Consider the following 26,228-nt stretch of genomic DNA (forward strand, 5'->3'; position numbering starts at 1 on the left):
CAGTTTTGCGTGCTGGATTCAAGCATAGAGTTGTGAAAGGCCATCAGGCAGGGCTATTGTAATCAAAGGGAATGACAATAATTGTCCCATAAGGAGTTTTTCTTGATTACACATATTAGCCCACTTGGCTCCATGGATATGTTGTCGCAGTTGGAGGTGGACATGCTTAAACGCACCGCCAGCAGCGACCTCTATCAACTGTTTCGCAACTGTTCACTTGCCGTTCTGAACTCCGGTAGCCTCACCGATAACAGCAAAGAATTGCTATCCCGTTTTGAAAATTTCGACATTAACGTGTTGCGCCGTGAACGCGGTGTTAAGCTGGAACTGATCAACCCTCCGGAAGAAGCTTTCGTCGATGGGCGCATTATCCGCGCCTTACAGGCCAACTTGTTTGCGGTTCTGCGCGACATTCTCTTCGTCTACGGGCAAATCCATAACACCGTTCGTTTTCCCAATCTGAATCTCGACAACTCTGTCCACATTACTAATCTGGTCTTTTCTATATTGCGCAACGCGCGCGCGCTGCATGTAGGCGAAGCACCGAATATGGTGGTGTGCTGGGGCGGTCACTCCATCAATGAAAACGAATATCTGTATGCACGGCGCGTTGGTAATCAACTGGGGCTTCGCGAGCTGAATATCTGCACCGGCTGCGGTCCAGGAGCGATGGAAGCGCCGATGAAAGGTGCAGCAGTAGGTCACGCTCAGCAGCGTTACAAAGACAGTCGTTTTATTGGCATGACAGAACCGTCGATTATCGCCGCTGAACCGCCTAACCCACTGGTCAACGAACTGATCATCATGCCGGATATCGAAAAACGTCTTGAAGCGTTTGTGCGTATCGCTCACGGCATCATTATTTTCCCGGGTGGTGTGGGTACGGCAGAAGAGTTGCTGTACTTGCTGGGAATTTTAATGAATCCGGCCAACAAAGATCAGGTTTTACCGTTGATCCTCACCGGGCCGAAAGAAAGCGCCGACTACTTCCGCGTACTGGACGAATTTGTCGTACATACGCTGGGAGAAAACGCGCGCCGCCATTATCGCATCATTATTGATGACGCTGCCGAAGTAGCACGTCAGATGAAAAAAGCGATGCCGCTGGTGAAAGAAAACCGTCGCGATACCGGCGATGCGTACAGCTTTAACTGGTCAATGCGCATTGCGCCAGATCTGCAAATGCCGTTTGAGCCGTCTCACGAGAACATGGCCAATCTGAAGCTTTACCCGGATCAACCCGTTGAAGTGCTGGCCGCCGATCTGCGTCGAGCATTCTCCGGTATTGTTGCGGGTAACGTGAAAGAAGTCGGTATTCGCGCCATTGAAGAGTTTGGCCCTTACAAAATCAACGGCGATAAAGAGATTATGCGTCGTATGGACGACCTGCTTCAGGGGTTTGTCGCCCAGCATCGTATGAAGTTGCCTGGCTCTGCCTATATCCCTTGCTACGAAATCTGCACTTAATCTCCCTTCTCCCGGTAACGATCGTTGCCGGGTTTTGTTCTCCCTGGTCACTCACTAAGCAATCTATTTCATTTTCCATCTGAATATTTCAGCACGTCATCATGCAATTAATATCACCAACATCAATATGTCATACAATTTATATTGTAACGCAAACGTTTACCTGCTTTTATAAACCGCATTTTATCGCTGATAAAAATAAAATCTCATCATGATTAACTAAAAGTATTGATTTTTTCAGTTCAACCTACATATATTGCGCGCCCCGGAAGAAAACAGATGTCGTTTAGTGGGCAAATATCGCCCTTAAATTCTCTTTTACTTTTGATTTACAGAGTAAAGCGTTGGGATTATCTATCTTCCAAGTAGATTATTGTATTTGAGATCAAGATCACTGATAGAGACATAAGTTGTGTGTATCTTTCCGCCCTCAAATTATTACGGCGGAAAATGATTGAGCCATCGCCGATAGACAGATTTCATTTTTACGGCCAGGCACCTTCCCGGGCTGAACTGGCTAAAAGCTGAATTATTTGCATTCCTCCAGGAGAAATAGATGGAAACAACTCAAACCAGCACGATTGCGTCGAAAGACTCTCGCAGTGCCTGGCGCAAGACAGACACCATGTGGATGCTGGGCCTTTATGGTACAGCAATCGGCGCGGGTGTACTGTTCCTGCCAATCAACGCCGGTGTTGGCGGTATGATCCCGCTGATCATCATGGCCATCCTTGCGTTTCCGATGACGTTTTTTGCTCACCGCGGCCTGACTCGCTTCGTACTGTCTGGTAAAAATCCGGGCGAAGACATCACCGAGGTAGTAGAAGAACACTTCGGTGTTGGCGCAGGTAAACTGATTACCCTGCTGTACTTCTTTGCTATTTACCCGATCCTGCTGGTGTACAGCGTGGCAATCACTAACACGGTAGAAAGCTTCATGGCCCACCAACTGGGCATGACACCGCCGCCGCGTGCGATTCTGTCCCTGATCCTGATCGTGGGTATGATGACCATCGTTCGCTTCGGTGAGCAGATGATCGTTAAAGCAATGAGCATCCTGGTATTCCCGTTCGTTGCAGTTCTGATGCTGCTGGCTCTGTACCTGATCCCACAGTGGAACGGCGCGGCGCTGGAAACTCTGTCTCTGGATACTGCAGCTTCTACCGGTAACGGTCTGTGGATGACTCTGTGGCTGGCGATTCCGGTCATGGTGTTCTCGTTCAACCACTCTCCGATCATCTCTTCTTTCGCCGTTGCGAAGCGTGAAGAGTACGGCGATATGGCAGAACAGAAATGCTCTAAGATCCTGGCATTCGCACACATCATGATGGTGCTGACCGTTATGTTCTTCGTCTTTAGCTGCGTACTGAGCCTGTCTCCGGCAGATCTGGCTGCGGCAAAAGAACAGAACATCTCGATTCTGTCTTACCTGGCTAACCACTTTAATGCGCCGATTATCGCGTGGATGGCACCGATTATCGCGATGATTGCCATCACCAAATCCTTCCTCGGCCACTACCTGGGCGCGCGTGAAGGCTTCAACGGTATGGTGATTAAATCACTGCGTGGTAAAGGTAAGTCTATTGAAATCAACAAGCTGAACCGTATCACTGCGCTGTTCATGCTGGTAACAACCTGGATTGTTGCCACCCTGAACCCGAGCATCCTGGGTATGATTGAAACCCTGGGCGGCCCAATCATCGCGATGATCCTGTTCCTGATGCCGATGTACGCAATCCAGAAAGTACCGGCAATGCGTAAGTACAGCGGTCACATCAGCAACGTATTCGTTGTCGTGATGGGTCTGATTGCTATCTCCGCAATCTTCTACTCTCTGTTCAGCTAAGTCCTTTCGCGCCGCTTTCGGGCGGCGCTTCCTCCGTTTTAACGCGATGTATTTCCTATGATTAGCGTATTCGATATTTTCAAAATCGGCATTGGCCCTTCCAGCTCTCATACCGTTGGACCGATGAAAGCGGGTAAACAATTTACCGACGATCTGATTGCCCGTAATCTGCTGAAAGACGTAACCCGCGTGGTGGTTGACGTCTACGGCTCACTCTCTCTGACCGGTAAAGGCCACCACACGGATATCGCCATTATTATGGGTCTGGCGGGTAATCTGCCAGATACCGTGGATATCGACTCTATCCCTGGTTTTATTCAGGATGTGAATACTCACGGTCGTCTGATGCTGGCAAACGGTCAGCACGAAGTGGAGTTCCCGGTTGATCAGTGCATGAACTTCCATGCTGACAACCTTTCTCTGCATGAGAATGGTATGCGCATCACCGCTCTGGCAGGCGACAAAGTTGTTTACAGTCAGACTTACTACTCCATCGGCGGTGGCTTTATCGTTGATGAAGAACATTTTGGTCAGCAGGATAGCGCACCGGTTGAAGTTCCCTATCCTTACAGTTCAGCAGCCGACCTGCAAAAACATTGCCAGGAAACTGGTCTGTCACTCTCTGGCCTGATGATGAAAAACGAGCTGGCGCTGCACAGCAAAGAAGAGCTGGAACAGCATCTGGCGAACGTCTGGGAAGTGATGCGCGGCGGTATTGAGCGCGGTATTTCCACCGAAGGCGTGTTGCCAGGCAAACTGCGCGTTCCACGTCGTGCGGCGGCGCTGCGTCGAATGCTGGTTAGCCAGGATAAGACCACAACTGACCCAATGGCGGTTGTCGACTGGATCAACATGTTCGCACTGGCGGTAAACGAAGAAAACGCAGCAGGTGGTCGAGTGGTTACTGCACCGACTAACGGCGCGTGCGGAATTATCCCGGCGGTGCTGGCATACTACGACAAGTTTATCCGCGAAGTGAACGCTAACTCACTGGCTCGTTATCTGCTGGTTGCCAGCGCGATTGGTTCTCTTTATAAGATGAACGCCTCGATTTCTGGTGCCGAAGTGGGTTGCCAGGGTGAAGTTGGTGTGGCGTGCTCTATGGCTGCGGCTGGCCTGGCTGAACTGTTAGGCGCAAGCCCGGCGCAGGTGTGCATCGCGGCGGAAATCGCTATGGAGCATAACCTCGGCCTGACTTGTGATCCGGTCGCCGGACAGGTACAGGTGCCGTGCATCGAGCGTAATGCTATTGCAGCAGTGAAAGCAGTGAACGCTGCACGTATGGCACTGCGCCGTACCAGCGAGCCACGCGTATGCCTCGATAAAGTTATCGAAACCATGTACGAAACAGGTAAAGACATGAATGCCAAGTACCGCGAAACATCTCGCGGCGGCCTGGCGATGAAAATCGTTGCCTGCGATTAATCTCTCTCCAGAGGCCTCGTTTTGCGAGGCCTCTTCCTGTTTTCTCATCCAGCCGTAGCCTGTTCCGGTATCGAATGTTACCCTTATCGCCTGATCTTTAAGGGGGTTATCGTGGCTGTTCATTTGCTTATCGTCGATGCACTGAATCTTATCCGTCGCATTCATGCCGTTCAGGGTTCGCCCTGCGTGGAGACCTGCCAGCACGCTCTCGATCAACTTATTATGCACAGCCAGCCAACCCACGCGGTCGCCGTTTTTGATGATGAAAACCGCAGTAGCGGCTGGCGTCATCAACGTTTACCGGATTACAAAGCGGGTCGCCCACCAATGCCGGAAGAGTTGCACAACGAAATGCCTGCATTACGCGCCGCCTTTGAGCAACGCGGCGTCCCGTGCTGGTCAGCCAGCGGCAACGAAGCCGATGACTTAGCCGCTACGCTGGCGGTCAAAGTGACGCAGGCCGGGCATCAGGCAACCATTGTTTCGACAGATAAAGGCTACTGCCAGCTACTTTCGCCAACGTTGCGCATTCGCGATTACTTCCAGAAACGCTGGCTGGATGCGCCGTTTATCGATAAAGAATTTGGCGTTCAACCGCAACAGTTGCCCGATTACTGGGGGCTGGCGGGGATCAGCAGTTCAAAGGTGCCGGGTGTTGCAGGGATTGGCCCGAAAAGCGCCACGCAGTTGCTGGTCGAGTTTCAGAGTCTGGAAGGAATTTATGAGAATCTCGACACGGTTGCCGAAAAGTGGCGCAAAAAATTAGAAGTACATAAAGAGATGGCGTTTCTGTGCCGCGATATTGCCCGCTTACAAACTGATTTGCATATCGACGGCAATTTACAGCAATTACGGTTGGTACGGTAAAGAGATACCGGATGCTACCGATTAACACCCCATTGAATTTCATGACCGTGTAGGCCGGATAAGACGCGCCAGCGTCGCATCCGGCATTATCACATCAGCGCAATTACCAGGCGGTATGGTAAAGCTCTACAATATCCTCAAGCGTTGCTTCACGCGGGTTGCCACCGGTACAAACATCGTCCAGAGCCGCCTGCGCCAGAGCCGGAATGTCTTCCTTGCGTACACCAACATCACGCAAATGTGGCGGAATACCTACATCGCGATTGAGAGCAAACACCGCGTCAACAGCAGCATTACGCGCCTCTTCCAGGCTCATGCCTTCCACTTTCACGCCCATTACGCGCGCAATATCGCGGTACTTCTCGCCGGTAAATTCGGCGTTATAGCGCATAACATGCGGTAACAGAATGGCGTTCGCAACACCGTGCGGGGTGTTATAAAACGCGCCCAGCGGGTGCGCCATACCATGCACCAGCCCCAACCCAACGTTCGAGAAGCCCATGCCCGCGACATACTGTCCGAGCGCCATCTGTTCTCCGGCATCCTTATCACCGGCAACCGATCCCCGCAGCGCCCCGGCAATAATTTCAATGGCTTTAATATGCAACGCATCGGTCAGCGCCCACGCACCACGCGTAATATACCCCTCGATGGCATGAGTCAGCGCATCGACACCGGTCGCGGCTTTCAGCGCCGGTGGCATACCATCCATCATGTCAGCATCAATAAACGCCACCTGCGGGATATCATGCGGATCAACGCAAACAAACTTGCGCCGTTTTTCTTCGTCAGTGATGACATAGTTAATGGTCACTTCCGCCGCAGTGCCCGCCGTGGTGGGGATCGCCAGAATCGGTACGCTGGGTTTATTGGTCGGTGAAAGCCCTTCCAGACTACGCACATCGGCAAACTCCGGGTTGTTGCTGATGATGCCAATCGCTTTACAGGTATCCTGCGGAGAACCACCACCAATAGCGATCAGGTAATCCGCACCGCTGTTCTGGAATACACCCAGCCCTTCTTTGACTACGGTGATTGTCGGATTCGGCACTACGCCGTCGTAAATCGCCCATGCCAGCCCGGCGGCATCCATCTTATCGGTCACTTTCGCCACCACGCCGCACTGTACCAGCGTTTTATCAGTCACGATCAGCGCCTTCTGATAACCACGGCGTTTCACCTCATCGGTTAAAGCGCCAATTGCGCCCCGCCCAAACCATGCCGTTTCGTTCAGAATCATTCTGTTAGCCATCATCCTTCTCCTTGTTGCTTTACGAAATTACTCTTCAATCCGTAATCCATAGGTTTTGAATTTCTCCAGCACCACGGCAATCTCTTCATCGCTCAGTACTGGAACCGGGTCAGTAATCGCCAGGGTCGCCAGATAAAGCTGCGCCAGCACTTCAACTTCATGCGCCAGCCATAACGCTTTTTCCAGATTAGCCTCACAAGCGATAAGCCCATGATGTTGTAGCAGAATTGCTTTACGATTTTTGAGAGCCAGCGCAACATGTTCGGAAAGTTCGCGTGTCCCAAAGGTCGCATAAGGTGCGCAAGGAATGGAATTTCCGCCAGCCGCCGCGATCATGTAGTGAATGGCGGGGATCGGCCGGTTAAGAATGGAAACTGCCGTGCAATGAACGGCATGGTTGTGAACAACCGCGTTGGCATCCGGTCTGCTTTGGTAGGCCGCCATATGGAAACGCCATTCGCTGGAAGGGATTTTATCTTCTTCGTATTTTCCGTTGCCATCAACATAGACAATCATATTTTCCGTCATTCTTTCATAAGGAATACCGCTGGGAGTAATCAACATGCCATTTTCAAAACGCGTGCTGACATTCCCCGCTGTCCCCTGATTTAACCCAAGACGCGTCATTTCCAGACAGGTTTCAATTATTTCACGGGATAAACGTGTTCTTTCCATCTCTATTCTCCAGATACAGGTTCAGCTCGCCTTGTTGCGTAAAACAGCACCGCAAATAAAGACGGGGTTATTTTTAGTAAGGAAAGGCTATTGAATATTATTGCCCAATAGCCTGCTTATTTTCTGCGATTATTATTTTTTTCTTATGCGCTTAATTAATTTCATTTCTACTTTGACCGTTTTTTTTACGGGCCTTTCTTCAATAGCGCTTAACATCATTTCAAACGCTTTTTCTGCCCAGGCATTTTCATCCTGCTGCATTGACCAGACGTTATTGGCGAGAAATCCCAGCATGGGATGTTCATCGAAAGTGCCGATATTGATTTCTGGCGGTACAGCGCCAAAACGATCGCGAATCGCGCGAACAGCGCCTTCAAGCACAGGTAAAGACGAGGCGATAAATGCCTGTGGACATCCCTGATCTTCAATGAGTTTGTCCATAATGACATAGCCGCCTTCAGGGGTATTTACCGGGCCTTCCCTCACCCAATTACGATGGGTAATACCCTTTTTCGCCAACGCATTCAAATAGCCAGTCAGACGATCGCTGATACTCGGCAACCCGGCATCTCCCAGCAAAAACCATACTGGTGCCTGCCCTGCCTCGAGAATATTTTGTGTCAGTTTTTCACCGCCAGAAATATTATTACTTTCTACCAATGCGTTATCGGTATATTTAAAATCACGATCGAGTAACACCATTGGTTTACGAATTTTGCGTAAATGATGCTGTTGATTTTCCAGTGTCGAAGGGACAATAAAAAGACCATCTACATTTCGTGCGATAAATGCTTTAGTCAATTTATTTTCATAATCAACATCATCATAAGTACAACTGATTGTAAGTTGATATCCGGAACGTCGACAGCGTTGTTCGAGTTTTTCTGCCAGCGTTGCAAAAAAGACGTTGGATATGTTGGGAACAATCAATCCCAATGTATCTGTTTTGTTAAGTTTAAGACTGCGGGCGGAATGATTAATGATATAACCATAGCGTTCTACATATTCATTGATACGCGTTTGGGTTTTGACGCTGATCCGATATTGTTCCGCTTTTCCATTTAGCACCAGTCGCACGGTCGTAACCGATAAATTCAGGTCGCTGGCTATCTGCTCTACTGTTTTAGCCATAGGTCTTTCCCAGTTAACATCCAGACGTCAAATCACAATCATAAAAGTATTTTTAACTTTTGTCTTATTACATCAGTTGGTTAACTACCTGTTGTTGATCCCAAAGCGTCAGGTAAACCTGGTATTTACGTTCTAAAAATTCACGGCGTTGTGGGTTTGCCCGAATAACCTCGCCGGCCTCAACCATTGCTTTACATGCGGATGAAAAATTACGCCATGCTCCGCTGGCAACAGCACCGCTAATTGCTGCGCCCAACGTAACGGCATCTTCTTCTTGCATCAGGTGGATATCGCAGCTTGTCACGTCTGCATATTCGCGTAGCCACAAGGGGTTGTGCGTTGCACCACCACATAACGTTAATTGGGTAATGGTATGCCCATTTTCCCTTAGAGTTTCAATAATATGTCTGGTGCCAAAGGCTATTGCCTGTAAAGTCGCAAGGTAAAGTCGCGCGAGTTGATTTTCTCCACGCTCCAGCGTTAAACCATAGACACTGCCTCTGGCATCGGGCCGTGCTCGTGGCGAACGGTTGCCGTGATGATCGGCAAGCACATGTAAATTTCGTGTAGGTTCAGACTCGTTATTTTCCAGGGCGGCTACCCATTCATTAATCAGTTGAATCGGATGGCACCCGCGTTGTTGCGCCTTGTTAAAGAGATTTGCGCTTGCCCCGGACTCCTGAAGCGTCCACTCCACCAGCGCCCCTGCGGCGCTTTGCCCACCTTCGGTTAGCCAGTAATTTGGCAGCATGGCCGACCAGTATGGCCCCCAGACGCCAGGGGTAAATATCTCTTTTTCACTGCACAACATATGGCAATTCGACGTTCCGCTTATCACTGCCAGCGTACCTGATGGCTGCGCGCCAACCAGCGCCACACCACCGGCATGAGCATCAATCAAGCCACTGGCCACTATAACATTGGTCGTTAATCCCAATTCTTCAGCAGCAGTGGCAGTTAACGTTCCCACGGCAGCGCCTGGCGGAAGAATTTCGGCGGGAATTCTTTCAAGCATGTCCGTCAGGTCTATCGATTCCAGTAAGTTATGGCTAAAGCGTTGCTCATGAGCCAGATAATTCCATTTACACGTTAGCGTGCACAATCCCGCGACGTCTCGCCCTGTTGCTTTCCAGACCAGAAAATCCGCCAGATCGAAAAAGCGATGAGCGGCCTGCCAGGTTTGTGGTAGATGTGTCTTCAACCAACGTAACTTTGGTAGCTCCATCTCGACACTCACTTCGCCGCCAACGTAGCGCAATGCGGGATCCTTCGTCGCGTTAATCTGCGCCGCCTCGGCTGTTGCGCGATGATCCATCCACATAATGATGTCCTGATTCGCAGGTCCGCTGGGCGAGACCGCTAAACCTTTGCCTTGTCCATCAAGAACAACCAGCGAACAGGTAGCATCAAAACCCAGCGAGCAAATCGCGGAAACGGGGATGCCCGCCAGAGCTGTCGCCTCTTTCACCGTTTTACAGACCTGTTGCCAGATCTCAGCCGAAGACTGTTCGACACGCTCGCCGCCCGGGCGAAACTGGGAGACAGGCGCAGTGGCAAATGCCAACCTGCGGCCATTGGCACAGTAAACTCCCGCTCTGACACTGGCCGATCCGACATCGACACCGAGAAAATAACCGTTGTGCATAAAGCCTCCCTGACGCTGGAGATAACGGGGATGATAGTTCACCCCCAATTTTTTATTTCTTACCAAATGGGTGTAGCAGTTTGTCGATTTCTGGCGTGTTAATGTTCTCGGTATTCACAAATTTCACGGGAATATCGATCTCTTTTTCAACGGGTTGTCCTGAGAGGGCCGCATTCAAGGTTTTGATCCCCTGATAGCCAATCTGGTATGCATCCTGAACAACAAAGCCCTGAATGACGCCGTTCTTCAGGAAGTTAATAATCGCTTCTGTACTATCAAAACCAATGACCTTCACCTTACCTTTCAGATTCTGGCTATCAATGGCATTCGCCACCCCGAGCGTTGAACCTTCATTGGTGCCATAGATCCCCGCAAGATCGGGGTTGGCCTGGATCATGTCGATAGTTTTATCCATCGCTTTTTGGGGATCACCATCGCTGTACTGAACGGGTAATACTTTGATGTCAGGATATTTTTCTTTCATCCGTTCCATGAAGCCTTCCGAGCGTTCAATGGCGGAAGAAGTTCCTGCTACATGCGCGATAATCCCGACTTTTCCTTTATTGTTGACCTGCGCGGCTAACGCATCGGCAGCCTGTGCCCCTGCTTTACGGTTGTTGGTCGCGACAAAACTCACCGGAATGTCCGAGTTGATGCCTGAATCAAAGGTCACCACTTTAATACCGCGTGAATTTGCTGTTTCTACCAGTGGGGCGAGCGCATTCGCGTCGAGGGCAGCCAGGAGCAAGCCATTCGGTTTTTGCGCCATCGCATTTTCGACTAACTGAATCTGCTCGGCTATTTGCGTTTCATCAGCCGGGCCAACATAGCTGGTTTTATCACCCATCTCTTTAGCCGCAGCTTCAGTGCCCATTTTTACGGTTTGCCAGAATTCATGCTGAAAACCTTTACTAACAACCGGAAGATTCAAATCCTTTGCCAGTGCGCTGGAAGTCATACAGGCCAGCAGAGATAACGCATAGACAAAATGCCTGTTTTTCATTGTTTTACTCCGTTTTGAGTGAGTCACCCTTAACGTCAGGGCTGTTATTTCCCGATAAAACAGGGAGCCTAAGTCAACGAATCTTTTTGCGTAATGTATCGAGGTAAACGGCAGCGACTACAACTACACCCATTGCGACCATTTGCCAGAACTGGGAGACGCCCATTAAATTGAGGCCATTTTTCAGTACACTCATAATGAAAGCGCCAATGATTGTGCCGCCAATAGTGCCAATACCACCCATTAAGCTGGTTCCGCCGATCACTACCGCGGCAATAGCCTCCAGCTCATAACCCACTCCTACCGTCGGTTGTCCGGAGTTGAGACGAGATGCCAGAATGACACCCGCTATCCCCGTTAGTAAGCCGCAGAAGGCATAGACGAAAATTTTCACGCGCTGAACTTTAATACCTGAAAGATGAGCAGCAACTTCATTACTGCCTACGGCATAGACATAGCGACCAATAACGGTTTTTTTCAGAATGTAAGCGCCGACAAGTGCCACGATGACAAGGTAGAAAACAGGATAAGGCAGCACATCAAATAAGCGTCCCTGAGCGAGCGTTTTGAACGTTGGGTAATCGGAAAAATAGATTGCACGCCCGTCGGTCATCACCATATTGATCCCCCTGACGGACATCATCAGTCCCAACGTAGCGATAAACGGTGGAATGGTCATTTTAGTAACCAGCAAACCATTCACATAGCCGCACAATCCGCCTGCTAAAACACCAGCAATAATACAAACAGGCAGCGGCAGTCCCAGCGTGGCGCAAATACCCACGGCGACACCAGAAAAAGCCACCACGGAACCCAGTGATAGATCGATGCCTGCGGTAATAATGACAAAAGTGACTCCAATGGCCATGATGCCAATTACCGACGTTTGCAGAGCAATCGTCATGATATTTTCGGTATTAAAGAAAAAGGGCGAACTGAAGCTAAAAAACAGCACTAAAATAATCAGGCTGAATAATGGCGCAAGACGCATCAATAATTCCTTATTGATTTTTATTTTCTTATTATTGCTGTCTGAAGAGGTTACAGAGATAGTCATAATTTAATCCTCTAACGTCGCGTATTGCATAATTTTTTCTTGCGTGGCTTCATTTGCACTAAGCTCGCCGGTAATTCGACCACTACGCATCACTAAAATACGGTCGCACATTCCTAACACTTCCGGCAATTCAGAGGAGATCATGATAATTGATTTCCCTTTAGCCACGAGACGATTCATTAACTCGTAGATTTCCAGTTTGGCACCAACATCAATACCGCGAGTAGGTTCGTCGAAGATTAAAATATCAGTATCTTTACATACCCAGCGCGCAATAATAATTTTTTGCTGGTTTCCTCCACTTAGATTTACTGCAGCCTGTTCAAGATGTGGGGTTTTAATTCTTAAGGCCTTCACTTGTTGTTCACTGGTTTGCTGACAACGATGTGAATCAACATTCCCAAAACGGTCGGAATATTCAGGATAATTTCCTAGCATAATATTTCGCTCGACGGACAAGTTAAGCGCCAGCCCCTCTTTTTTACGGTCTTCCGTCAGATAACTGATCCCTTGCTGAATTGCATCTGAAATATCCTTGATAACGATTTCTTTACCATTCAATATTAGCGTTCCGCTATCAATGGAGTCCGCCCCAAAAATCGCGCGCGCAAGCTCAGTACGACCAGCCCCCATCAGACCGGCAAAGCCGAGGATCTCACCTCGATAGAGCGTGAAATCAATATCGTTCAGCACGCCTTTACGCGTCAGTCCATTCACCTCCAGTACCGGAATCCGCTGCTGTAGCGCTTCGCGACGGGGATAGATATTTCCTAAATCGCGCCCCACCATCATGGCAATCAAGTCACTTATTTTTACGCATTCATAATCCACAGTATTGATATACTGACCATCACGCATTACGGTCGCGCGATCGGCAATGAGCGCCAACTCTTCCAGACGGTGGGAGATATAAACAATCCCAGTGCCCTGTTCTTTCAATAATCGGGTGACACGAAATAAACTTTCAATTTCTGTTTCTGTTAGCGCTGCAGTAGGTTCATCCATAATGAGAATCTTTGCGTTAACTGAAATGGCCTTGGCAATTTCTACCATCTGCTGCTGAGCTACTGTAAGGTCGGCAACCAGAGTATCTGGTGAAATTGCCAAATTTAATTTTTGCAAAATCTCAATCGTCGCCTGACGTTGCTGTTTTTCATCCAGACGCCAGCGATTTTTTTTACAAAACTCCCTACCGATAAAAATATTTTCTTCCACTGTAAGATCAGGAAATAAATTAAATTCCTGATGAATAATAGTAATACCAACACGCTGCGCACTTAACGGCTCAGAAAATGAGACAGATTGATCTTCAAAAACTATTTCACCTTCGTCAGGTTGATAAACACCCGACAAAATTTTCATTAGGGTAGATTTTCCTGCGCCATTTTCACCTAATAGTGCATGAACTTCGCCCCGGCGTAGAGTAAATTGCACATCATTAAGCGCCAACACGCCTGGAAAGCGTTTGGTGATATGCTTCATTTGCAAAAATGTTTCGGACATTGCCGCTTTCCTCAATAATCAGAAACTGAAAATGTGAAGTACGACATAAATGTCGCTACTAAAGCCCTCTTCACTGTGATACGAATAACGTTTGAATGGACATTCATCGCATCAATTTATTTTTCGCATTTTGCTAACTCGAGTTAGCGTTCACCTTTTAAAGGCTATTTTAGGTATACAAATTAGCCAAATAATTTGAGGTAAAACTGTGATGCATAACCACCAAAATCTCATAACTCAATGATTATTAACAATATTAGTTTTTATCTCACCAAATAATAATTTGACAGAGATCGAATTTTAACCACTTCTCGTGAAGCCCCTCACATTTCAACAAGAAAAAAGTTGTACACAAAAAGCCTACATACCTAAGCTAACTCGAGTTAGCAACTAATAATCAATATTACTGCTTCGGTGGTTCCTTTCTCCGCCTTAGCAGAGCGCCAATAAAGCGAGATGAGGAATCCTGATGAAAATTAATACGTTACCGAAAATTGGTATCCGCCCGGTTATTGACGGTCGTCGCATGGGTGTTCGTGAGTCGCTTGAAGAACAAACAATGAATATGGCGAAAGCCACGGCCGCACTGCTAACCGAGAAACTGCGCCATGCCTGCGGTGCTGCCGTCGAGTGTGTCATTTCCGATACCTGTATCGCGGGGATGGCTGAAGCCGCCGCCTGCGAAGAAAAATTCAGCAGCCAGAATGTAGGCCTCACCATTACGGTAACGCCTTGCTGGTGCTATGGCAGTGAAACCATCGACATGGACCCTACCCGTCCGAAAGCCATTTGGGGCTTTAACGGCACTGAACGCCCGGGCGCTGTTTACCTCGCCGCAGCCCTGGCAGCTCACAGTCAGAAAGGTATCCCGGCATTCTCCATTTACGGCCATGACGTTCAGGATGCCGATGACACATCGATTCCTGCCGACGTTGAAGAAAAACTGCTGCGCTTTGCCCGTGCCGGTTTGGCGGTCGCCAGTATGAAAGGTAAAAGCTATCTGTCACTGGGCGGCGTTTCGATGGGGATCGCCGGTTCCATCGTTGACCACAACTTCTTTGAATCCTGGCTGGGAATGAAAGTCCAGGCGGTGGATATGACCGAACTGCGTCGCCGTATTGATCAGAAGATTTACGACGAAGCAGAACTGGAAATGGCGCTGGCCTGGGCTGATAAAAACTTCCGCTATGGCGAAGATGAAAATAACAAACAATATCAACGTAATGCCGAACAAAGCCGCGCAGTTCTGCGCGAAAGTTTGCTGATGGCAATGTGTATCCGCGACATGATGCAAGGCAACAGCAAACTGGCTGATATCGGTCGCGTGGAAGAATCTCTTGGCTACAACGCCATTGCGGCGGGCTTCCAGGGACAACGTCACTGGACCGATCAATATCCAAATGGCGACACCGCCGAAGCGATCCTCAACAGTTCATTTGACTGGAATGGCGTGCGCAACCCCTTTGTCGTGGCTACCGAAAACGACAGTCTTAACGGCGTGGCAATGCTAATGGGTCACCAGCTCACCGGCACCGCTCAGGTATTTGCCGATGTTCGTACCTACTGGTCACCTGAAGCAATTGAGCGCGTAACGGGGCATAAACTGGACGGGCTGGCAGAACACGGCATCATCCATTTGATCAACTCCGGTTCTGCTGCGCTGGACGGTTCCTGTAAACAACGCGACAGCGAAGGAAAACCGACGATGAAGCCGCACTGGGAAATCTCCCAGCAAGAGGCTGACGCTTGCCTCGCCGCTACCGAATGGTGCCCGGCGATCCACGAATATTTCCGTGGCGGCGGTTACTCTTCCCGCTTCCTCACTGAAGGCGGCGTCCCGTTCACCATGACTCGAGTCAACATTATTAAAGGCCTGGGACCGGTACTGCAAATCGCGGAAGGCTGGAGTGTGGAGTTGCCGAAGGATGTGCATGACATCCTCAACAAACGCACCAACTCAACCTGGCCAACCACCTGGTTTGCACCGCGCCTCACCGGCAAAGGGCCGTTTACGGATGTGTACTCGGTAATGGCGAACTGGGGCGCTAACCACGGCGTTCTGACCATCGGCCACGTCGGCGCAGACTTTATCACTCTCGCCTCAATGCTGCGGATCCCGGTATGTATGCACAACGTTGAAGAGACAAAAGTGTATCGTCCTTCTGCCTGGGCCGCGCACGGCATGGATATTGAAGGCCAGGATTACCGCGCTTGCCAGAACTACGGTCCGTTGTACAAGCGTTAATACATTACTCCCTGATGTGATGCCCGGTCGCTCCGGCTACCGGGCCTGAACAAGCAAGAGTGGTTAGCCGGATAAGCAATGTTATCCGGCTATATTGCAGGAGCGATTATGAAACAAGAAGTTATCCTGGTACTCGACTGTGGCGCGACCAATGTCAGGGCCATCGCGGTTAATCGGCAGGGAAAAATTGTTGCCCGCGCCTCAACGCCTAATGCCAGCGATATCGCGATGGAAAACAACACCTGGCACCAGTGGTCTTTAGACGCTATTTTGCAACGCTTCGCTGATTGCTGTCGGCAAATCAACAGTGAACTGGCTGAATACCACATCCGCGGTATCGCCGTAACGACCTTTGGTGTGGACGGCGCTCTGGTTGATAAGCAAGGAAATCTGCTCTATCCGGTCATTAGCTGGAAATGTCCGCGAACGGCGGCGGTAATGGACAATATTGAACGGTTGATCTCCGCACAACAGTTGCAGGCCATTTCTGGTGTCGGAGCCTTTAGTTTCAACACGTTATATAAGCTGGTATGGTTGAAAGAAAACCATCCACAACTGCTGGAACGCGCGCACGCCTGGCTCTTTATTTCGTCGCTGATTAACCACCGTTTAACCGGCGAATTCACTACTGATATCACCATGGCCGGAACCAGCCAGATGCTGGATATCCAGCAACGCGATTTCAGTCCGCAAATTTTACAAGCCACCGGTATTCCACGCCGACTCTTCCCTCGTCTGGTGGAAGCGGGTGAACAGATTGGCACACTACAGAACAGCGCCGCAGCAATGCTCGGCTTATCCGTTGGCATACCGGTGATCTCCGCGGGTCACGATACTCAGTTCGCCCTTTTTGGCGCGGGTGCCGAACAAAATGAACCCGTGCTCTCTTCCGGTACATGGGAAATTTTAATGGTTCGCAGCGCGCAGGTTGATACTTCACTGCTTAGTCAGTACGCCGGTTCTACCTGTGAACTGGACAGCCAGGCAGGTTTGTATAACCCGGGTATGCAATGGCTGGCATCCGGTGTGCTGGAATGGGTGAGAAAACTGTTATGGACTACTGAAACTCCGTGGCAAATGCTGATTGAAGAAGCTCGTCTGATCCCACCGGGCGCGGACGGCGTGAAAATGCAGTGTGATTTATTGTCATGTCAGGACGCAGGCTGGCAAGGAGTGACGCTCAATACCACGCGGGGGCATTTCTATCGCGCGGCGCTGGAAGGGTTAACCGCGCAGTTACAGCGCAATCTACAGATGCTGGAAAAAATCGGCCACTTTAAAGCCTCTGAATTGTTGTTAGTCGGTGGCGGAAGTCGCAACACATTGTGGAATCAGATTAAAGCCAATGTGCTTGATATTCCGGTAAAAGTTCTCGACGATGCCGAAACGACCGTCGCAGGAGCTGCGCTGTTTGGCTGGTATGGCGTAGGGGAATTTAACAGCCCGGAAGAAGCCCGCGCGCAAATCCATTATCAGTACCGTTATTTCTACCCACAAACTGAACCCGAATTTACAGAGGAAGTGTGAAATGCTGAAAACAATTTCGCCGTTAATTTCTCCCGAACTATTGAAAGTGCTGGCAGAGATGGGGCATGGAGATGAAATTATTTTTTCCGATGCCCACTTTCCCGCCCATGCGATGGGACCACAGGTGATCCGCGCTGATGGCCTGTTAGTGAGCGACTTGCTCCAGGCAATTATCCCGTTATTTGAACTGGACAGCTATGCGCCGCCGCTGGTGATGATGGCGGCAGTAGAAGGTGACACCCTCGATCCTGAAGTGGAACAACGCTATCGTGATGCGCTTTCACTACAGACCCCGTGCCCTGAAATCACCCGCATCGACCGTTTTGCGTTTTATGAACGGGCACAAAAAGCCTTTGCGATCGTTATCACAGGCGAACGAGCGAAGTACGGGAATATTCTTTTAAAAAAAGGGGTAACACCGTAATCTCATACCGGTACGCCCGCATGACGCGGGCGGTTATCGAATGATGGGGTGAAAAATATGAAAGCGGCACGCCAGCAAGCGATAGTCGACCTGCTGCTGAACCATACCAGCCTGACCACGGAAGCTCTCTCTGAACAGCTAAAGGTCAGTAAAGAAACCATTCGTCGCGATCTCAATGAATTACAGACGCAGGGTAAAATTCTGCGCAATCATGGGCGCGCTAAATATATCCACCGTCAAAATCAAGACAGCGGCGATCCCTTTCATATCCGGCTGAAAAGCCATTATGCGCATAAAGCAGATATTGCCCGCGAAGCGCTCGCGTGGATTGAAGAAGGGATGGTGATAGCCTTAGACGCCAGTTCAACTTGCTGGTATCTGGCACGCCAGTTGCCTGACATCGACATTCAGGTCTTCACCAATAGCCATCCAATTTGTCATGAACTCGGTAAGCGCGAACGCATTCAACTGATCAGTTCCGGCGGCACACTTGAGCGCAAATATGGTTGTTACGTCAATCCCGCGCTGATTTCCCAGCTTAAATCGCTGGAAATCGATCTGTTTATTTTTTCTTGCGAAGGGATCGACAGCAGCGGCGCACTGTGGGACTCCAATGCGATCAACGCTGACTACAAATCGATGCTATTAAAACGTGCCGCGCAATCGTTGTTATTGATTGATAAAAGTAAATTTAATCGTTCTGGAGAAGCCCGCATCGGGCATCTGGATGAGGTCACGCACATTATTTCTGATGAGCGCCAGGTTGCGGCTTCTTTGGTGACAGCCTGATGGCAATGGTAGCAGGCCGGAGACGGCGCCCCGGCCTTGCCCGTTATCGCTCGTCGCGACGACCACCCACCGCAGCCCAGATACGACGGACATGCACCGTCACTTCTTCGCGATCGTGATATAACTGCCGCGCCTGAATCTGAGCATTTATGCCATGTTCATCAAGCTGTGCCTGAATATACGCCAGATTGTGTGACACTTCTTCGTAGCGTTTTTTCATCGGCAGTTTGAGGTTGAAGATTGTTTCACGGCACCAGCCATTAACCAGCCACTGCGCCATCAATGCCGCAACTTTCGCTGGTTTTTCAACCATATCGCATACCATCCATGAGATATTGCTGCGTGTCGGACGGAATTTGAAACCGTCTTCCCGCAGCCATGTCACCTGTCCGGTATCCATCAGACTTTGCGCCATCGGGCCGTTGTCGACGGAATAAACCCACATGTTGCGCTTCACCAGTTGGTAGGTCCAGCCACCCGGGCAAGCACCTAAATCCACCGCCCACATCCCGTTCGCCAGGCGTTCATCCCACTCATCTGCCGGAATAAACACATGAAATGCCTCTTCCAGTTTGAGCGTGGAACGACTCGGCGCATCTGCCGGAAACTTCAGACGCGGAATGCCCATATAGAACGGCGAATTATTGTGGCTGTAAGAGTAACCGGTATAGCAGCAACCTGGGGCAATGAAGAATACATGCACCACCGGACGCTTCGGTGTTTCATAGTTCACCAGCACGCCCGCATCGCGCAAGGCAGCCCGTAGCGGAACCGTGAATTTACGGCAGAATTTCAGTAACTCTTTGCTTTCGTTGGTGTCCGCGACTTCAACACGCAGTTCACCGCCCTTCTCCACCACGCCCTGCAACATGCCAACAATAGGCGTAATGCGGTCTTCTGGCGGCAAATGTTGGAGGAGTTCTCCTACCAAAAACCACTGGCGGGCAAAAATTAATGAACTGAACGGCAGCTCACGAATTAGCTTATCGCCATCATCCGGTTGATAACATTCATAAATGACATAACCCGCATTCTCTTTCACGCGGGCAAAACCGAAGATTTCCCGCTGACCGGCTTTATCGGTAATTTCTGCGGCGCACTCTTTTTCAAAGCCCGGACGACACAACAATACAACCTTATTCATGACTTACGCCCTTGCGCTTTAAACGGATAGCACCGACTAACATTAACGCCCAACCCGCGAGGAAGCTCACACCACCGACCGGAGTGACAAACGCCCACAAACGCAGATGAGACAGCGCCAGGCAATAAAGGCTGCCGCTGAACAGCACCGTGCCTAACGCGAGGAAAACACTACTCCAGTAAAACCAGATACTGATGCGACGCTGCATCGCCACTGCCAGCCCCAAAATCGCCAGTGTATGGAACGCCTGGTATTCAAGGCCGGTCTGGATCCAGCCCATCTCAACGGCTCCCATTGTTTTACTTAAAACATGTGCACCAAAAGCGCCCAGAGCCACAAAAATGAAACCGCTAATGGCGGCAAAAATCAGCATAAAACGGCTGGTCATGGTCGTACCCTACGTAAATTATTGTTCATAACGAAAGCGGAATTTTTCTTGTTCAGCAGCGGCTTTCGCCAGGATCCATTGGCGAAAGGCGGCTATTTTACCCAGTTCTGCCTGACTGTCATGACATACCAGATAAAAAGCATTTTTACTGACCAGAACATCATTAAACGGGCAGACAAGACGTCCAGCCTCGATTTCAGATTGCGCCATCACGTTATTTGCCAGCGCCACACCCTGCCCATGAATGGCAGCTTGTAGCACCATGGCGCTATGGCTGAATATCGGTCCTTGCTGAACGTTAATATGATTTAACCCCAACTGGCGGGTATATGTCTGCCAGTCACGACGGGACGCATCGTGTAATAACGTATGTTTAGCCAGATCTTCCGGGGTCTTCAAGGGTTTTTCACCGGTTAATAGCAAAGGCGAACATACTGGCAACAGGTATTCGGCGTAAAGCTTTTCCACCCGCAGCCCTGGCCAGTTGCCACGGCCATAAAATATAGCGACATCAACGTCGTCCGCCAGTTTATCTTCCTGACGATCGACCGCCTGGATTCGAACATCGATTCCCGGATAAGCTGAATTAAAGCTGGAAAGTCGCGGCACCAGCCAGTGGATGGCAAAACTGGGGAGTAAGCTGACCGTCAACGCACCCTTGGCGCTACGGGCCTGGAGTTTACGCGTTGCTTCAGTTAATTGCGAAAATATCTCTTTGATATCGAGGAAATAGCTTTGCCCTTCCTCGGTCAACAGAAGTGAACGATTACGACGACGGAACAGTTTTAGTCCCAAAAAGTCCTCAAGTGACTTGATTTGATGACTTACTGCGGCCTGGGTCACAAAAAGCTCTTCTGCTGCACGTGTGAAGCTTAAATGGCGTGCGGCGGCATCAAAAACTCGTAAGGCATTTAGCGGTGGTAATCGTTTTGACATGGCTTTTAAACTTTGATGTTAAATGAATTTAACAATTAGATCACGGTATGTAACCTATTAGTTTTTTTTATCTGAGCCATTATAATTTGTCCGTTGAGCTTCTACCAGCAAATACCTATAGTGGCGGCACTTCCTGAGCCGGAACGAAAAGTTTTATCGGAATGCGTGTTCTGGTGAACTTTTGGCTTACGGTTGTGATGTTGTGTTGTTGTGTTTGCAATTGGTCTGCGATTCAGACCATGGTAGCAAAGCTACCTTTTTTCACTTCCTGTACATTTACCCTGTCTGTCCATAGTGATTAATGTAGCACCGCCTAATTGCGGTGCTTTTTTTTACCTTGCGATCGTGAATTACTGATCCAGCTCGACCATCTCTTTCACGTCAGTGCGGTTGATCTGCTGTTTGTTGCCATTAGCGTCTTTATAAGAAATCATACCGGTTTCATCATCCGTCATCGGTTTGCCATCGGCAACAATGGTTCGTCCATCGTTGGTGTGCATGACATAGTTTGAACCGGAACAGGCACTAAGGGCAAAAGTCAGCATACAGGCAGAGATAATTGCGGCAGTCTTTTTCATCTTCTTCTCCTTAAAGCGATTATTCACTCGCAATAAAAATTCATTAACAGGCTAAAATTAACGCCTAACACTATTAAGCATAAGCGACCGAGTCGCTTTCGCCTGGATATCCAGATGAATCCGAAGGTTAGGGCTATCCTTGTGTCGAAGTGAATTTTGCGCCACGATCGGTTTATCAAGCCGAGGAGTACCATGAACGTTTTTAATCCCGCGCCGTTTCGCGCGCACTTTCCCGCATTACAGGATGCGGGCGTCTATCTCGACAGCGCCGCTACTGCGCTCAAACCCGAAGCCGTTATTGAGGCAACCCGGCAGTTCTATAGCCTGAGTGCTGGAAACGTGCATCGCAGCCAGTACGCCGAAGCCCAACGGTTAACCGCACGTTATGAGGCCGCTCGGGAGAAAGTCGCCCAACTGCTGAATGCACCGGATGACAAAACTATTGTCTGGACACGTGGCACCACCGAATCTATTAACATGGTGGCGCAATGTTATGCCCGTCCACGCCTGCAACCAGGCGATGAAATTATTGTCAGTGTGGCAGAACATCACGCCAATCTTGTTCCCTGGCTGATGGTCGCCCAACAAACTGGAGCCAAAGTGGTGAAACTGCCGCTTAATGCGCAGCGGTTGCCGGATGTCGATTTATTGCCAGCGCTAATGACTCCTCGTAGCCGGATTCTGGCGCTGGGCCAGATGTCGAACGTCACCGGTGGTTGCCCGGATTTGGCGAGAGCGATTACGTTTGCCCACGCCGCCGGAATGGTGGTGATGGTTGATGGAGCTCAGGGGGCGGTGCATTTCCCTGCCGATGTTCAGCAACTGGATATCGATTTCTACGCTTTTTCAGGTCACAAACTTTATGGCCCGACAGGTATCGGCGTGCTGTATGGCAAAACAGAACTGCTGGAAGCAATGTCGCCCTGGCTGGGCGGCGGCAAAATGATCCACGAAGTCAGTTTTGACGGCTTCACCACTCAATCTGCGCCGTGGAAACTGGAAGCCGGAACGCCCAACGTCGCAGGCGTCATTGGGTTAAGCGCGGCGCTGGAATGGCTGGCAGATTATGATATCAACCAGGCAGAAAGCTGGAGTCGCAGTCTGGCGACGCTCGCAGAAGAGGCGCTGGCAAAACGTCCTGGCTTTCGTTCATTCCGCTGTCAGGACTCCAGCCTGCTGGCCTTTGATTTCGCCGGTGTTCATCATAGCGATATGGTAACGCTGCTGGCGGAGTATGGCATTGCCCTACGCGCCGGGCAGCATTGCGCTCAGCCACTGTTGGCAGAATTAGGCGTAACCGGCACTCTGCGCGCCTCTTTTGCGCCATATAATACAAAGAGTGATGTGGATGCGCTGGTGAACGCCGTTGACCGCGCACTGGAATTATTGGTGGATTAATGACGAACCCGCAATTCGCCGGACATCCGTTCGGCACAACCGTAACGGCAGAGTCGTTACACAACACTTTCGCGCCGCTGACGCAATGGGAAGATAAATATCGCCAGTTGATTATGCTGGGGAAACAGCTTCCTGCTTTGCCAGACGAGTTAAAAGCGCAGGCCAAAGAGATTGCCGGATGCGAAAACCGCGTCTGGTTGGGGTATAGCGTCGCTGAAAACGGCAAGATGCATTTCTTTGGTGATAGCGAAGGACGCATTGTGCGCGGTCTGCTGGCCGTGTTGTTGACCGCAGTGGAGGGGAAAACCGCTGCCGAGTTACAGGCACAGTCGCCGCTGGCATTGTTTGATGAGCTGGGATTGCGTGCGCAACTTAGCGCCTCACGCAGTCAAGGGCTGAATGCGTTAAGCGAGGCGATTATCGCGGCGGCGAAGCAAGCTTGATGTTGCACGTTCAAGGTCGGATAAGACGCACCAGACGTCGCCTCCGACCTAATGTTTACCCCTGACGCGCCGCTTTCGCCATCATCTTCTTCAGCGCATGAGAAACCGCAACAAAACCAAAGGTGGCGGTTACCATCGTTGCCGCGCCAAATCCTGACGCGCAATCCATCCGCTTCGGCCCTTCTGCCGTGGCTTTCATCGCACACACCGTACCGTCTGACTGCGGGTACACCAGTGCTTCGGTAGAGAAAACGCAGTCCACGCCGAGCTTACCTTTACTGTTTTTCACCACGCCAAAATCACTTTTCAGGCGCTCGCGCAGTTTCGCCGCCAGCGGATCCTGAATTGTCTTTGCCAGATCAGTAACCTGAATCTGCGTCGGATCAATCTGCCCGCCTGCGCCACCGGTCGTGACCAATGGGATTTTATTGCGACGGCAATAAGCGATCAGCGCCGCTTTAGGTCGCACGCTATCAATGGCATCAATCACATACGAATAACCGGCACTCATATATTGCGCTACGTTATCCGGCGTCACAAAATCATCCACCACCGTTACCCGGCACTCCGGGTTAATCTGGCGAATACGTTCCGCCATCACTTCAGCTTTTGCCAGCCCGACGTTATCGCGCAGCGCGTGAATTTGCCGATTAGTATTGGTGACGCACACATCATCCATATCAATAAGTGTGATTGCGCCAATCCCCGTTCGCGCCAGAGCTTCCGCCGCCCAGGAACCGACACCACCGATACCGACGACACAAATATGCGCATCAGCAAACAGTTGCAACGCTTTTTCACCATACAGACGCGCTGTGCCGCCAAAACGCTGACGCCAGGCATCACTTATTACAACAGACATAGCACCTCAGAATTAAAAAGGGTGAGGTTATCCCTCACCCTAAACGCATAAATGCCTGATGCGCTACGCTTATCAGACCTACATAACTCCTGCAAAATATTGAATTTGCATAATTTGTAGGCCAGATAAGGCGTTCACGCCGCATCTGGCATGAACAACGCGCAGTTAGTCAACAATCAAAAGGTGAGGTTATCCCTCACCCTGGCTTATCCGTAAAAACGGCGTACAGAATATCACATCAGCCGCTAAAAACGTTACCTGCGCCCGGGGCCGTTTTCAGCACCCAGACACGACCATAGTGATTGTACCAACCGGCGCGGTGGCCAGCTTCAGGGCCAATCCCCTGATAGATATCGAAGTGTTGGCCTTTGATTGCGCCACCGACATCCAGAGCCACCATTAGACGCAGTTCGTACTGACCATTGAATTTGCCGTTATTATCCAGCAGCGGCACTTCTGCCAGCAAGGTAGTACCTGGTGGGATAAGCGAACGATCAGAGGCAACCGACGCACGGCCAACCAGCGGCACTGCACTTGCCCCTTTCACCGGCGCGAAAGATTGCGGTTTAAAGAAGACGAAAGATGGATTCTGTTCCAGCAGTTCGCGAACTTCGGCTTCACTGTGCGTTTCACCCCAGTGACGAATCGCCTGCATCGACATATCTTCTTTTTTCACTTCGCCACGATCGATCAAAACCTTACCAATACTGCGATAGGCATGACCGTTCTTTCCGGCATAGCTGAAGAAGTTAAGCGGGCTGCCATCGCCAAAATCGATATATCCACTCCCCTGCACATCCATAATGAAGTTATCCATCAGAGAATTGCTGTAAGCAAGGATATATTTATCGCTCAGTGCCCCCGCGTAGATCTCCGCACGAGACGGCAGACGACCGCGTTTTGGCGGCATACGGTAAATAGGGTACTGAAACTCGCCCTGGCGAGTATGGCGCGCCTGAATTACCGGTGTGTAGTAACCCGTAAACTGCACGTTGCCGTAGTTATCCGCCCCTTCCATCTGCCAGGCGTCAATGCCAAACTGACGCATATTGCGGGTATCACCACCTGCGCGCAGCCACTCCTGCACCGCGTTATAAACATTACTCTGGTTGCCATACAGACGCGGCGACGCGTTACGGATATGGTTAATTTGCTCGGCAAAATCACCGGCGTTAATTGGCGCGCCAACGGCATCTGGCTGGTTCACCAGAGAGAAAGGCTGGGTAAATTTCCCGTCTTTATATTGCTGTCCGCGATCGGTTGGTTTGGAGGAGCAGGCGGCAAGTATCGTTACGACTGCGCCCATAAGAAGGTACTTTACCCAACGTCCTTTCATTGTTCTCTTCTTCAGGTTAAAAAATAAGGCGCAACGAAGATAACAAACCGTTGGGTTTAATGAAATGCGTAGCCGCTCCCTGACGCAAATTTTGCACAAAAAATAGGCTTTAGTGGTTTGTTTTTGTTCAAAAACATCTCAATTCCGTGATCCGGGTAAAAAAAAGGTTGCATGAAAACGCGAGCGGAGTATAGTGCGCATCCACGGACGCGGGGTGGAGCAGCCTGGTAGCTCGTCGGGCTCATAACCCGAAGGTCGTCGGTTCAAATCCGGCCCCCGCAACCAAT

General features: G+C 50.1%; 23 protein-coding genes and 1 tRNA gene. 11 read left to right on the top strand and 13 right to left on the bottom strand.

The window, feature by feature from the left end; translation table 11 throughout:
• Window positions 1–102 precede the first annotated feature (102 nt).
• From ppnN to xni, 4 genes are all read left to right on the top strand, one after another.
• Window positions 103–1,467: a nucleotide 5'-monophosphate nucleosidase PpnN gene (gene ppnN / locus A1WG_RS17370; protein WP_000627991.1), complete on the top strand. Its 1,365-nt coding sequence runs from the start codon at window positions 103–105 to the stop codon at window positions 1,465–1,467.
• Between the two features lie 556 nt (window positions 1,468–2,023).
• Complete coding sequence (sdaC, locus tag A1WG_RS17365) at window positions 2,024–3,313, top strand: HAAAP family serine/threonine permease SdaC (protein WP_000450483.1); 1,290 nt, start codon at window positions 2,024–2,026, stop codon at window positions 3,311–3,313.
• A 57-nt stretch (window positions 3,314–3,370) separates the two neighbouring features.
• Window positions 3,371–4,738 carry an L-serine ammonia-lyase II gene (gene sdaB, locus A1WG_RS17360; RefSeq protein ID WP_000626404.1) on the top strand — a complete coding sequence of 456 codons (1,368 nt, stop codon included), beginning with the start codon at window positions 3,371–3,373 and terminating at the stop codon, window positions 4,736–4,738.
• A 111-nt stretch (window positions 4,739–4,849) separates the two neighbouring features.
• Window positions 4,850–5,605, top strand: a complete 756-nt coding sequence (xni, locus tag A1WG_RS17355) for a flap endonuclease Xni (RefSeq protein ID WP_024191905.1) — start codon at window positions 4,850–4,852, stop codon at window positions 5,603–5,605.
• A gap of 103 nt (window positions 5,606–5,708) precedes the next feature.
• Here the strand turns inward: xni and fucO are convergent, their stop codons facing one another.
• The 7 genes from fucO to A1WG_RS17320 form a co-directional block, all read right to left on the bottom strand.
• Window positions 5,709–6,857: a lactaldehyde reductase gene (fucO, locus tag A1WG_RS17350; protein ID WP_000013549.1), complete on the bottom strand. Its 1,149-nt coding sequence runs from the start codon at window positions 6,855–6,857 to the stop codon at window positions 5,709–5,711.
• A gap of 27 nt (window positions 6,858–6,884) precedes the next feature.
• On the bottom strand, window positions 6,885–7,532 hold the full coding sequence (gene fucA, locus A1WG_RS17345) for an L-fuculose-phosphate aldolase (RefSeq protein WP_001516971.1): 648 nt from the start codon (window positions 7,530–7,532) through the stop codon (window positions 6,885–6,887).
• A gap of 132 nt (window positions 7,533–7,664) precedes the next feature.
• Window positions 7,665–8,663: a LacI family DNA-binding transcriptional regulator gene (locus A1WG_RS17340; RefSeq protein ID WP_001516972.1), complete on the bottom strand. Its 999-nt coding sequence runs from the start codon at window positions 8,661–8,663 to the stop codon at window positions 7,665–7,667.
• 67 nt (window positions 8,664–8,730) lie between these two features.
• Window positions 8,731–10,308, bottom strand: a complete 1,578-nt coding sequence (locus A1WG_RS17335; RefSeq protein WP_001516973.1) for an FGGY-family carbohydrate kinase — start codon at window positions 10,306–10,308, stop codon at window positions 8,731–8,733.
• Window positions 10,309–10,360: 52 nt separating this feature from the next.
• Entirely contained in the window at window positions 10,361–11,311 is a 951-nt protein-coding gene (locus A1WG_RS17330; protein WP_001516974.1) for an ABC transporter substrate-binding protein, read from the bottom strand.
• 73 nt (window positions 11,312–11,384) lie between these two features.
• Window positions 11,385–12,368, bottom strand: a complete 984-nt coding sequence (locus A1WG_RS17325; protein WP_001516975.1) for an ABC transporter permease — start codon at window positions 12,366–12,368, stop codon at window positions 11,385–11,387.
• Window positions 12,369–12,371: 3 nt separating this feature from the next.
• The gene (locus tag A1WG_RS17320; RefSeq protein WP_001516976.1) at window positions 12,372–13,871 is read right to left on the bottom strand and encodes a sugar ABC transporter ATP-binding protein; all 1,500 of its coding nucleotides are present in this window, start codon (window positions 13,869–13,871) and stop codon (window positions 12,372–12,374) included.
• 469 nt (window positions 13,872–14,340) lie between these two features.
• Between A1WG_RS17320 and fucI the strand changes: the two genes are divergently transcribed.
• From fucI to fucR, 4 genes are all read left to right on the top strand, one after another.
• Window positions 14,341–16,116 carry an L-fucose isomerase gene (gene fucI, locus A1WG_RS17315; RefSeq protein WP_001516977.1) on the top strand — a complete coding sequence of 592 codons (1,776 nt, stop codon included), beginning with the start codon at window positions 14,341–14,343 and terminating at the stop codon, window positions 16,114–16,116.
• Between the two features lie 108 nt (window positions 16,117–16,224).
• Window positions 16,225–17,643, top strand: a complete 1,419-nt coding sequence (gene fucK, locus A1WG_RS17310; RefSeq protein WP_001516978.1) for an L-fuculokinase — start codon at window positions 16,225–16,227, stop codon at window positions 17,641–17,643.
• Window position 17,644: 1 nt separating this feature from the next.
• Complete coding sequence (fucU, locus tag A1WG_RS17305; protein WP_000920827.1) at window positions 17,645–18,067, top strand: L-fucose mutarotase; 423 nt, start codon at window positions 17,645–17,647, stop codon at window positions 18,065–18,067.
• Between the two features lie 57 nt (window positions 18,068–18,124).
• Entirely contained in the window at window positions 18,125–18,856 is a 732-nt protein-coding gene (gene fucR, locus A1WG_RS17300) for an L-fucose operon activator (protein ID WP_001516979.1), read from the top strand.
• A gap of 43 nt (window positions 18,857–18,899) precedes the next feature.
• On the opposite strand, the gene rlmM is transcribed toward fucR, so the two are convergent.
• The 4 genes from rlmM to A1WG_RS17280 all read right to left on the bottom strand — a co-directional run bounded on the left by rlmM (window position 18,900) and on the right by A1WG_RS17280 (window position 21,902).
• Window positions 18,900–20,000, bottom strand: coding sequence for a 23S rRNA (cytidine(2498)-2'-O)-methyltransferase RlmM (gene rlmM, locus A1WG_RS17295; RefSeq protein ID WP_001045507.1), 1,101 nt, complete (start codon window positions 19,998–20,000; stop codon window positions 18,900–18,902).
• Window positions 19,993–20,388 (bottom strand): DUF423 domain-containing protein, encoded by a 396-nt coding sequence (locus A1WG_RS17290; RefSeq protein ID WP_000203905.1) that lies wholly within the window; start codon window positions 20,386–20,388, stop codon window positions 19,993–19,995. The genes rlmM and A1WG_RS17290 overlap by 8 nt, the downstream gene beginning before the upstream one ends.
• A gap of 18 nt (window positions 20,389–20,406) precedes the next feature.
• Window positions 20,407–21,324, bottom strand: coding sequence for a glycine cleavage system transcriptional regulator GcvA (gcvA, locus tag A1WG_RS17285; RefSeq protein ID WP_000044401.1), 918 nt, complete (start codon window positions 21,322–21,324; stop codon window positions 20,407–20,409).
• 350 nt (window positions 21,325–21,674) lie between these two features.
• A complete protein-coding gene (locus tag A1WG_RS17280; RefSeq protein ID WP_000750396.1) occupies window positions 21,675–21,902 on the bottom strand; it encodes a YgdI/YgdR family lipoprotein in 228 nt (75 codons plus the stop codon).
• A 192-nt stretch (window positions 21,903–22,094) separates the two neighbouring features.
• On the opposite strand from A1WG_RS17280, the gene csdA reads away from it, so the two are divergent.
• Complete coding sequence (gene csdA, locus A1WG_RS17275; RefSeq protein ID WP_001516980.1) at window positions 22,095–23,300, top strand: cysteine desulfurase CsdA; 1,206 nt, start codon at window positions 22,095–22,097, stop codon at window positions 23,298–23,300.
• Window positions 23,300–23,743, top strand: a complete 444-nt coding sequence (csdE, locus tag A1WG_RS17270; protein WP_000184239.1) for a cysteine desulfurase sulfur acceptor subunit CsdE — start codon at window positions 23,300–23,302, stop codon at window positions 23,741–23,743. The genes csdA and csdE overlap by 1 nt, the downstream gene beginning before the upstream one ends.
• Window positions 23,744–23,798: 55 nt before the next feature.
• On the opposite strand, the gene tcdA is transcribed toward csdE, so the two are convergent.
• Both tcdA and mltA read right to left on the bottom strand, forming a co-directional pair.
• Window positions 23,799–24,605 carry a tRNA cyclic N6-threonylcarbamoyladenosine(37) synthase TcdA gene (gene tcdA, locus A1WG_RS17265; RefSeq protein WP_000117724.1) on the bottom strand — a complete coding sequence of 269 codons (807 nt, stop codon included), beginning with the start codon at window positions 24,603–24,605 and terminating at the stop codon, window positions 23,799–23,801.
• A gap of 238 nt (window positions 24,606–24,843) precedes the next feature.
• Window positions 24,844–25,941, bottom strand: a complete 1,098-nt coding sequence (mltA, locus tag A1WG_RS17260; RefSeq protein WP_000678632.1) for a murein transglycosylase A — start codon at window positions 25,939–25,941, stop codon at window positions 24,844–24,846.
• Between the two features lie 208 nt (window positions 25,942–26,149).
• Between mltA and A1WG_RS17255 the strand changes: the two genes are divergently transcribed.
• A tRNA-Met gene (locus A1WG_RS17255) sits at window positions 26,150–26,226 on the top strand.
• The last annotated feature ends 2 nt before the right edge of the window (window positions 26,227–26,228 follow it).

Origin of the sequence: Escherichia sp. KTE96 (assembly GCF_000408525.1) — a bacterium.
Lineage (GTDB): Bacteria > Pseudomonadota > Gammaproteobacteria > Enterobacterales > Enterobacteriaceae > Escherichia > Escherichia marmotae.

Bases quoted from the DNA above. Each gene is read 5' to 3' on its own strand.
- sdaC (WP_000450483.1), top strand. From the start codon at position 2,024: ATGGAAACAACTCAAACCAGCACGATTGCGTCGAAAGACTCTCGCAGT.
- sdaB (WP_000626404.1), top strand. From the start codon at position 3,371: ATGATTAGCGTATTCGATATTTTCAAAATCGGCATTGGCCCTTCCAGC.
- fucO (WP_000013549.1), bottom strand. From the start codon at position 6,857: ATGGCTAACAGAATGATTCTGAACGAAACGGCATGGTTTGGGCGGGGC.
- fucA (WP_001516971.1), bottom strand. From the start codon at position 7,532: ATGGAAAGAACACGTTTATCCCGTGAAATAATTGAAACCTGTCTGGAA.
- A1WG_RS17340 (WP_001516972.1), bottom strand. From the start codon at position 8,663: ATGGCTAAAACAGTAGAGCAGATAGCCAGCGACCTGAATTTATCGGTT.
- A1WG_RS17335 (WP_001516973.1), bottom strand. From the start codon at position 10,308: ATGCACAACGGTTATTTTCTCGGTGTCGATGTCGGATCGGCCAGTGTC.
- A1WG_RS17330 (WP_001516974.1), bottom strand. From the start codon at position 11,311: ATGAAAAACAGGCATTTTGTCTATGCGTTATCTCTGCTGGCCTGTATG.
- A1WG_RS17325 (WP_001516975.1), bottom strand. From the start codon at position 12,368: ATGACTATCTCTGTAACCTCTTCAGACAGCAATAATAAGAAAATAAAA.
- A1WG_RS17320 (WP_001516976.1), bottom strand. From the start codon at position 13,871: ATGTCCGAAACATTTTTGCAAATGAAGCATATCACCAAACGCTTTCCA.
- fucI (WP_001516977.1), top strand. From the start codon at position 14,341: ATGAAAATTAATACGTTACCGAAAATTGGTATCCGCCCGGTTATTGAC.
- fucK (WP_001516978.1), top strand. From the start codon at position 16,225: ATGAAACAAGAAGTTATCCTGGTACTCGACTGTGGCGCGACCAATGTC.
- fucU (WP_000920827.1), top strand. From the start codon at position 17,645: ATGCTGAAAACAATTTCGCCGTTAATTTCTCCCGAACTATTGAAAGTG.
- fucR (WP_001516979.1), top strand. From the start codon at position 18,125: ATGAAAGCGGCACGCCAGCAAGCGATAGTCGACCTGCTGCTGAACCAT.
- rlmM (WP_001045507.1), bottom strand. From the start codon at position 20,000: ATGAATAAGGTTGTATTGTTGTGTCGTCCGGGCTTTGAAAAAGAGTGC.
- A1WG_RS17290 (WP_000203905.1), bottom strand. From the start codon at position 20,388: ATGACCAGCCGTTTTATGCTGATTTTTGCCGCCATTAGCGGTTTCATT.
- gcvA (WP_000044401.1), bottom strand. From the start codon at position 21,324: ATGTCAAAACGATTACCACCGCTAAATGCCTTACGAGTTTTTGATGCC.
- A1WG_RS17280 (WP_000750396.1), bottom strand. From the start codon at position 21,902: ATGAAAAAGACTGCCGCAATTATCTCTGCCTGTATGCTGACTTTTGCC.
- csdA (WP_001516980.1), top strand. From the start codon at position 22,095: ATGAACGTTTTTAATCCCGCGCCGTTTCGCGCGCACTTTCCCGCATTA.
- csdE (WP_000184239.1), top strand. From the start codon at position 23,300: ATGACGAACCCGCAATTCGCCGGACATCCGTTCGGCACAACCGTAACG.
- tcdA (WP_000117724.1), bottom strand. From the start codon at position 24,605: ATGTCTGTTGTAATAAGTGATGCCTGGCGTCAGCGTTTTGGCGGCACA.
- mltA (WP_000678632.1), bottom strand. From the start codon at position 25,941: ATGAAAGGACGTTGGGTAAAGTACCTTCTTATGGGCGCAGTCGTAACG.